Annotated in this window: 1 protein-coding gene; it reads right to left on the reverse strand. The window is 74.8% G+C overall.

Translation table 11 applies throughout. The annotated features are described in order from the left end of the window. On the reverse strand, positions 1–8765 hold an 8765-nt coding region (locus tag ACH4E7_RS44890; RefSeq protein WP_396255010.1), incomplete at both ends, for an SDR family NAD(P)-dependent oxidoreductase.

Genomic DNA, 8765 nt, shown 5'->3' on the forward strand with positions numbered 1-8765 from the left:
CCGAGGGTGGTGCCGGTGCCGTGTGCCTCGACCGCGTCGACCTGGTCGGCGGTCAGCCGGGCGTTGGCCAGCGCCGTACGGATGACCCGCTCCTGGGAAGGGCCGTTCGGTGCGGTGAGCTGGCTGCTCTTGCCGTCCTGGTTGATCGCGGTGCCGCGGATCACCGCGAGCACCGGGTGCCCGGCGGCCTGGGCGTCGGAGAGCCGCTCCAGCAGCAGCATGCCGGCCCCCTCGCCCCAGGCGACGCCGTCGGCGGCGCCCGCGAAGGACTTGCACCGTCCGTCCGGGGACAGCCCGCGCTGGCGGCTGAACTCCAGGAAGGTGGTGGGCGTGGCCATCACGGTGACACCGCCGGCCAACGCCATGGTGCACTCGCCCTGCCGCAGCGCCTGGACGGCCAGGTGCAGGGCGACCAGCGAGGAGGAGCACGCGGTGTCGACGCTCACCGCCGGGCCCTCCAGCCCGAAGGTGTAGGAGATCCGGCCGGAGGCCACACTGCCCGCGCTGCCGGTGCTGAGGTAGCCCTCGAAGCCGTCCGGGGTGCGGTCCGCCAGGCGGGTGCCGTAGTCGTAGTACATGACGCCGGTGAAGACCCCGACCGGCTTGCCGCGCAGGTTGTCCGGGGCGATCCCGGCCCGCTCGAACGCCTCCCAGCTGGTCTCCAGCAGCAGTCGCTGCTGGGGGTCGACGGCGAGGGCCTCGCGCGGGCTGATGCCGAAGAACTCGGGGTCGAACCGGTCGGCGTCGTACAGGAAGCCGCCGTGCCGGGTGTAGGTCTTGCCGTGCGCGTCCGGGTCGGGGTCGTACATCTCCTCGATGTTCCAGCCGCGTCCGTCGGGGAAGTCGCCGATCGCGTCGATGCCCTCGGCGACCAGCCGCCAGAGCTGTTCGGGCGTGGTCACCCCGCCGGGGTACCGGCAGCCCATGCCCACGACGGCGATCGCGTCCTCGCCCCCGGCCGCTGCCGTGGCCGGGGCGGCGGAGTCCGTGTTCTTCCCGAGGAGTTCGCCCCGCAGGTAGGCGGCGAGTGCGGTGGGGGTGGGGTGGTTGAAGACGAGTGTCGCGGGCAGGCGCAGCCCGGTGGCCCGGGCGAGCGCGTTGCGCAGCTCGACGGCGGTCAGCGAGTCCAGGCCCAGCTCCAGGAAACCGCGGTGGGCCGGGATCGCCTCGGGCTCGGAGTGGTGCAGCGCGGTGGCGAGTTGGGCGCGGACGAGGTCGAGCAGGGCTTGGTCCTGGGCCTCGGGCGACAGGCCGGCCAGGCGGGTCCGCAGCCCGTGCTCGTCGGCCGGTCCGGCGTGCGCACTGCGGCGCGGCACCGCCCCGACCAGGCCGCGCAGCAGCGGCTGGACGTCCGTGTCGGCGGCGCGCTGCCGCAGGGCGGCGAGGTCGAACCGAGCCGGCACGGCGACCGGGAGGTCCGTGCCGAGCGCGACGTCGAACAGGGCGAGTGCCTCCGTGGTGGCCTGCGGCAGGATCCCGCGCTGGGCCATGCGGGCGCGGGCGGTGTCGTCCACACCGCCGGTGAGCGCGCTGTCCTGAGCCCAGAGGCCCCAGGCGAGGGAGTGGGCGGGTAGGCCGTGGGTGTGGCGGTGGGTGGCGAGGGCGTCGAGGTAGGCGTTGGCGGCGGCGTAGTTGGCCTGTCCGGGGCTGCCGATGGTGGCGGCGATGGAGGAGTAGAGGACGAAGGCGCGGAGGTCGAGGTGTTCGGTGGCTTGGTGGAGGTGCCAGGCGGCGTCGATCTTGGGTCGGAGGACGGTGGTGAGGCGTTCGGGGGTGAGTGAGGTCAGGGTGGCGTCGTCGAGGATGCCGGCGGCGTGGATGACGGCGGTGAGGGGGTGTTCGGTGGGGATGCCGGCGAGCAGGGTGTTCACGGCTTCGCGGTCGGTGGTGTCGCAGGCCGCGATGGTGACGGTGGCGCCCAGCTCCTGGAGTTCGGTGGTGAGTTCGGTGGAGCCCGGGGTGTTCGGGCCGCGTCGGCCGGCGAGGAGGAGGTGGCGGACGCCGTGGGTGGTGACCAGGTGTTTCGCGAGGAGGGTGCCGAGGGTGCCGGTGCCGCCGGTGATCAGGACGGTGCCGTCCGGGTCGAGCGGGGTGCTCTGCGACGTGTCCGGGGTGGTGGCCCTGGCCAGCCGGGGCACGGTCAACCGGCCGTCCACCAAGGCGAGTTCCGGTTCGTCGTCGTCGGCGAGGGCGACGGGCAGGAGGTGGTGCCCGGTGTCGTCCAGGTGGGCGAGGACGATGCGGTCGGGGTGTTCGGCCTGGGCGGACCGGGTGAGTCCCCGGACGGTGGAGGCGGCCAGGCCGTCGGCGTGCCGGGTGGCGACCAGAACGGGGCTGTCGGTGAGGGCCTCGTCGGTGAGGGCTTCCCGGAGGGCGGCGAGGGCCTGCCGGGCGAGGCCGTGGGCGCGGGCGGGTTCGTCGTCGTCGGCGGAAGCGGTGAGCGGAAGGTGGCGGAGGACGCCGACGCCCGCGGTGCGCAGCGCTTCGGCGGACGCCTCGTCGCCGATGACCACCCAGGGCCCGGTGACGGGGGCACGGCCGGTGAGGTCCCGCGCCGCCTGCTCCACCCGGTACAGCGGGGGACGGGCGACCGTGCGGACCGCGGCGAGCTGCTCGGGCGTGATCGGGCGGCCGGCCAGCGAGTCCACCGTCAGGACCGGAAGCCCGTCGAAGTCGGAGAGGGCCAGCCGGGCGCTCTCCGGGCCGGTCGGCGACAGCCGTACCCGGAGCGCGCGGGCCCCGACGGCGTGCAGGTCGACGTCGGTCCACGAGAACGGCAGCCGGATGCCCTCGGGCCCGAGGTCGAGCAGTGAGGCGTGCAGGGACGCGTCCAGCAGGGCGGGGTGGATGCCGAAGTCGTCGGTGCCGCCGTCACCGGGCAGCACGACCTCCGCGTACAGCTCCGCCCCGCGCCGCCAGGCGGCCTGCAGGCCCTGGAAGAGCGGGCCGTAGTGGTAGCCGCGCGCGGCGAGCCGGGGGTAGAACTCGTCGACCGGGACCGGAGTCGCTCCGGCCGGCGGCCAGGCCTCTTCGACCGGGGGGCGGTCGGGCGCCTCGACGGTGAGGGTGCCGACCGCGTGCGCCGTCCACGGCTGGTCGTCGCCGGTCGGGTCGGCGGGGCGGGAGTGGACGGTCACCGTACGGCCGGCCCCGCCCTCCGCCGGGCCCACCGCGACCTGGACCTCGACGGCGGCGTCCTCGGGGACCACCAGCGGGTGCTGGAGCGTGAGTTCGGCCAGGTGCGGGCGGCCGGTCCGCTGGGCGGCGTGCAGGGCGAGCTCGACGAAGGCGGCGCCGGGCAGCAGTACGGCGTCCAGTACGGCGTGGTCGACGAGCCAGGGCTGCTGGTGCGGCGAGACCCGGCCGGTGAACAGGTGGGTGCCGTCGGGCAGTGTGGTGGCGGCGGCCAGCACCGGGTGGCGCAGCGGGCGCAGCCCCGTGCTGCCGAGGTCGGTGGTGGTGACCGGCTTCAGCCAGTACGACCGGCGCTGGAAGGGGTAGGTGGGCAGCTCCACCGGGACCGCCGGGGCGGTCGGCAGGGCGGGCCAGGTGAGGGAGGTGCCGGTGGTGTGGGCCTGCGCCGCGGAGGTGAGGAAGCGGGCCAGGTCGCCGTGGTCGCGGCGCAGGGTGCCGATGGCCCGGCCGGTGCCGTCGAGGATCTCCTCGACGGGGTTGGTGAGCACGGGGTGGGGGCTGGTCTCGATGAAGGTGGTGTGGCCGGTTTCGACGAGGGCGCGGACGGACTGTTCGAAGAGGACGGGGTTGCGGAGGTTGGTGTACCAGTAGTCGGCGTCCATGACGGTGGTGTCGATGAACGTGGCGGTGAGGGTGGAGTAGAGCGGGACGGCGCAGGGCTGGGGGGTGAGGCCGGCGAGGTCGGTGAGGACCCGGTCGCGGATGGCTTCGACCTGGGGGCTGTGGGAGGCGTAGTCGACGGGGATGGTGCGGGCGCGGATGCCGTCGGCCTGGGCTCGGTCGACGATGGCGTTCAGCGCCTCGACGGTGCCGGCGATGACGGTGTGGTTGGGGCCGTTGACGGCGGCGATGTGGGCGTCGCCGTCGTGGCGGGTGAGCAGGGGTTCGACCTGGTCGGCGGGCAGGGGGATGCTGGCCATGGTGCCGGTGCCGGCGAGCGCGGTGATGGCCTGGCTGCGGCGGACGACGACGCGGGCGGCGTCGTCGAGGGTGAGGGCGCCGGCGATGTGGGCGGCGGCGATCTCGCCCTGGGAGTGGCCGATGACGGCGTCGGGGCGGACGCCGAGGGATTCCCAGAGGCGGGCGAGCGAGACCATGACGGCGAACAGGGCGGGCTGGACGACGTCGACCCGCTCCAGGGAGGGGGCGTCGGGACGCTGTTCGAGCAGGTCGAGCAGGTTCCAGTCGGTGTGGCGGGCGAGGGCCTGGGTGCAGGCCTCGAGGTGGGTGCGGAAGACCGGGGACTCGGCCAGCAGGTCGCGGGCCATGCCCTCCCACTGGGAGCCCTGGCCGGGGAAGACGAACACGGTGCGGCCGGGCTGCTCGGCGCGGCCGGTCACGACGGCCGGTGAGGTCTGGTCCGCGGCGAGCGCGGCGAGACCGCTCAGCAGTTCCTCGCGGTCCCGGCCGATGACGACCCCGCGGTGCTCGTACCGGCCCCGGGAGGTGGCCAGGGCGCCGGCGACGGCGACCGGGTCGACGTCCGGACGGTCCAGCAGGTGCGCGCGCAGCCGGTCCGCCTGCTCGCGCAGGGCGGGTTCGGTCCGGGCGGAGAGCACGAACGGGACGGCCGCCGGGACGTCCCCGACCGGCTCGGTCCCGGTCCCGACGGGCCCGGCGCTCTCCGGTGCGGCCTCCAGGATGATGTGGGCGTTGGTGCCGCTGATACCGAAGGAGGAGACGGCGGAGCGGCGCGGGTGGTCGGTCTCGGGCCAGTCCCGGGTTTCGGTGAGCAGGGAGACCGCGCCCTCGGCCCAGTCCACGTGCGGGGTGGGCTCGTCCACGTGCAGGGTCTTGGGCAGCACGCCGTGGCGCATCGCCTCGACCATCTTGATCACACCGGCGACGCCGGCCGCGGCCTGGGTGTGGCCGATGTTGGACTTGAACGAGCCGAGCCAGAGGGGACGTTCGGGTTCGTGTGCCTGTCCGTAGGTGGCCAGCAGGGCCTGGGCCTCGATCGGGTCGCCGAGGGTGGTGCCGGTGCCGTGCGCCTCGACCGCGTCCACCTGGTCGGGAGCCAGCCCGGCGTCGGCCAGCGCGGCCCGGATGACCCGCTGCTGCGACGGCCCGTTGGGGGCGGTGAGCCCGTTGCTGGCGCCGTCCTGGTTGACCGCCGAGCCGCGGACCACCGCGAGCACCCGGTGCCCGTGGGCCCGGGCGTCGGAGAGCCGCTCCAGCAGCAGCATGCCCGCGCCCTCGCCCCAGGCGACACCGTCGGCGGAGCCCGCGAAGGACCGGCAGCGGCTGGCGGGCGACAACCCGCGCTGACGGCTGAACTCCTGGTACATCCCCGGTGTGGCCATCACGGTGACGCCGCCGGCCAGGGCCATGGTGCACTCGCCCTGCCGCAGCGCCTGGACGGCCAGGTGCAGGGCGACCAGCGAGGAGGAGCACGCGGTGTCGACGGTGAGCGCCGGGCCCTCCAACCCGAGCACGTAGGACACCCGGCCGGACGCCACGCTGGCGGCGAGACCGGTGACCAGATAGCCCTCGGCGCCCTCGTCGCCGAGGTAGGTCAGCGAGGCGTACTCCTGGGCGATCACGCCGGTGAACACGCCGGTACGGCTGCCGTGCAGGGACTTCGGGTCGATGCCGGCCCGCTCGACCGCCTCCCAGCTGGTCTCCAGCAGCAGGCGCTGCTGGGGGTCGAGGGCGAGCGCCTCGCGGGGGCTGATGCCGAAGAAGTCGGCGTCGAACTCGTCGGCGTCGTAGAGGAAGCCGCCCTGGCGGGCGTAGGTCTTGCCGATCGCCTCCGGGTCGGCGTCGAAGAGGTTCTCGACGTCCCAGCCGCGGTTGTCCGGGAAGTCGCCGATCGCGTCGACGCCGTCGGCGACCAGCCGCCACAGCGCCTCGGGGGTGTCGGCGCCGCCGGGAAAGCGGCAGCCCATGCCGACGATCACGATCGGGTCGTCGTCCGCGCGGGCCGTCACGGCCGTCGGTACGGCGGCGCCGGCGACCGCGCCGCCGTCGCCGAGCAGCCCGGCGAGCAGGAAGCGGGCGACGGCGGTGGGGGTCGGGTGGTCGAAGGTCAGGGTGGCGGGCAGCCGCAGGCCGGTGCCGGCGGCCAGCGCGTTGCGCAGCTCGACGGCGGTCAGCGAGTCGAAGCCGAGCTCCTTGAACTGGCCGGCCGGGTCGACGGACGAGACCGAGCTGTGGCCGAGCGCAGCCGCGACGGCGCCGCGGACGAGGTCGAGCAGGATCTGCTCCTGCTCGGCCGGGCTCCGCCCGTGCAGCTGCTCCAGTACGGGCGAAGCGCCGGCCGCGACGCCCTGCGCCGCCCGCCGGGCGACCCCGCGCACCAGGCCGCGGTACAGCGCGGGCACCTCGCCGGAGGCGCGCAGCCGGCCGGTGTCGAAGAGGGCGGCGACGGCGGTCGCGCTCCCGCCGGCCAGCGCGGCGTCGAACATCGCCAGGGCGCGCTCCGCCGGGATCGGCAGCAGGCCGGTCCGGCGCATGCGGGCGTGGTCCTGCTCGGTCAGCGTCGCGGTCATGCCGCCCGCCTCCTGCTGCCACGGGCCCCAGGCGAGGGAGTGGGCGGGTAGGCCGTGGGTGTGGCGGTGGGTGGCGAGGGCGTCGAGGTAGGCGTTGGCGGCGGCGTAGTTGGCCTGTCCGGGGCTGCCGATGGTGGCGGCGATGGAGGAGTAGAGGACGAAGGCGCGGAGGTCGAGGTGTTCGGTGGCTTGGTGGAGGTGCCAGGCGGCGTCGATCTTGGGTCGGAGGACGGTGGTGAGGCGTTCGGGGGTGAGTGAGGTCAGGGTGGCGTCGTCGAGGATGCCGGCGGCGTGGATGACGGCGGTGAGGGGGTGTTCGGTGGGGATGCCGGCGAGCAGGGTGTTCACGGCTTCGCGGTCGGTGGTGTCGCAGGCCGCGATGGTGACGGTGGCGCCCAGCTCCTGGAGTTCGGTGGTGAGTTCGGTGGAGCCCGGGGTGTTCGGGCCGCGTCGGCCGGCGAGGAGGAGGTGGCGGACGCCGTGGGTGGTGACCAGGTGTTTCGCGAGGAGGGTGCCGAGGGTGCCGGTGCCGCCGGTGATCAGGACGGTGCCGTCCGGGTCGAGCGGGGTGCTCTGCGACGTGTCCGGGGTGGTGGCCCTGGCCAGCCGGGGCACGGTCAAGGCGCCTTCGGTGAGCGCGAGTTCGGGCTCGCCGGTGCCGAGCGCGAGCGGAAGCGCGGCGGCGGACGCCTCGGTGCCGTCCTGATGGGCGAGGACGATGCGGTCGGGGTGCTCGGCCTGGGCGGAGCGGACGAGTCCGACCAGGGCGCCGACCGCCGGGCTGCCGGTCTCATGGGGGAGGACGACCAGGACACGGGCGTCGGCGAGGGACTCGTCGGTGAGGACGTCCTGCAGCGCGGCGAGGGCGCCGGTGGCGAGCGCGTGGGTGCGCTCGATCTCCTCGCCCTCCGGAACGGCCAGGTCGAGGTGCCGGACGAGGTCGAGACCGGTGGCGCGGAGCGCGGCGGCGGACGCGGCATCGCCGAGGAGGGCCCAGGAGCCGGTGGCGGAGCCCCGACCGCGGAGGTCCTGCTCCTGCCAGTCCACCCGGTACAGCGCAGCGGCCCCGGAGAGGGCGGTTCGGGCCTCGGTGAGGCGACTCGGGTCGACCTCGCGCATCGTCAGCGCGCCGATGGTCATCACCGGGGCGCCGGTCGCGTCGGCCACGGCCATGGTCACCGTGCCCGGCGTCGGCTCGCTCACCCGGATCCGTAGCCGGGTCGCACCGGTCGCGTGCAGGGCGACCCCGCTCCAGGAGAACGGCAACCGGACGTGCCCGGTGGCCGCCACGACCCGCTCGCCGTCCGGACCGGTCCGGGGGACGAGGGCGCCGGGGTGCAGGGCGGCGTCCAGCAGGGCGGGGTGGATGCCGTACTCGCCCGGCTCGAAGCCGTCGGGCAGCGCGATCTCGGCGTAGACGGCGTCGGAGCTCCGCCAGGCGGTGCGCAGCCCCTGGAACAACGGACCGTAGTGGTAGCCGCGCTCGATGAAGTGCGCGTAGAAGTCGGAGAGTTCGACGGCGGTGGCGTCCGCGGGCGGCCAGGCGGTCAGACTCTCCCCGTCGGCCTCGGGTGCCGTGACGAGGGAGCCGGAGGCGTGGCAGGTCCAGGTGGGGGCGGTGGTCGTGTCATCGGGGCGGGTGTAGACGGCGAAGGCCGCCCGCCCGGTGCCGTCCGCGGGCTCGATCACCAGCCGCAGCTGCAGCGCGCCCTGCTCCGGGATGGCCAGGAAGGCGTGGTGGGTGAGCTCGTCGATCCGGTTGCAGCCGACATGCGCGGCGGCGTGCAGCAGCAGGTCGATGAAGGCGGTGCCGGGCAGCACGGGTGCGCCGTAGATCTCGTGCTCGGCGGTCCAGGCCGGGTTGTCGGCGGAGAGCCGGCCGGTGAACAGGTGCCCCTTGCCGTCGGGGAGTTCCGTGACGGCGGCCAGGAGGGGGTGGTCGGCCGTGGCGAGTCCGGCCGAGGCGAGACCGGTGCCGACGGTTCCGGTGGCGGGCTTGAGCCAGTAGCGCTCGCGTTGGAAGGGGTAGGTGGGCAGGTCGGTGGGGTCGGTGGCGATGCCGTCGAGGTGGGGCCAGGT

The sequence above is a fragment of the Kitasatospora sp. NPDC018058 genome (assembly GCF_044327205.1).
In the GTDB taxonomy this organism is placed as follows: Bacteria; Actinomycetota; Actinomycetes; order Streptomycetales; family Streptomycetaceae; genus Kitasatospora.